This is a genomic window from Streptomyces millisiae (assembly GCF_031845425.1).
In the GTDB taxonomy this organism is placed as follows: domain Bacteria; phylum Actinomycetota; class Actinomycetes; order Streptomycetales; family Streptomycetaceae; genus Streptomyces; species Streptomyces millisiae.
This window is the reverse complement of record NZ_JAVREM010000357.1, coordinates 1-429: the sequence shown is the minus strand read 5'-3', so window position 1 is coordinate 429 and position 429 is coordinate 1. Positions and strand designations below refer to the sequence as shown.

Genomic DNA, 429 nt, shown 5'->3' with positions numbered 1-429 from the left:
GTGCGAATTCGTGTCCGACATCGCGGGCGCATTGCCGTCGTATGTGATCGCCGAACTCCTCGGCATCTCCCACGAGGACGGTCGCCGCTTGTACCACCTCACGGAAACGATGAACTCGGAGCACGTCGGTGAAGCCACAGATACGGTGCTGCAGGCTCAGATCGAGATGTTCGAGTACGCCTCTGCGCTGGCGCAACGCAAGCGTGCCGAACCCGGCGATGACATCGCGACCGCGCTGCTCGATGCCGAGGTGGACGGCCGGCGCCTCACCGACCTCGAGTTCAACATGTTCTTCCTGTTGATGATCAATGCCGGGGGAGACACGACCCGCAACCTGGTCTCGGCGGGCACATTGGCACTGATGGAGCACCCGGACGAACTCGCTCGGCTGGTGGCCGACCCGGGGCTGCTGTCCACGGCGGTCGAGGA

General features: G+C 64.1%; 1 pseudogene. It reads left to right on the top strand.

What is annotated here, in order from left to right:
* Positions 1-10 precede the first annotated feature (10 nt).
* Positions 11-429 (top strand): annotated as a pseudogene (locus tag RNC47_RS37070) (cytochrome P450); the annotation flags it as partial.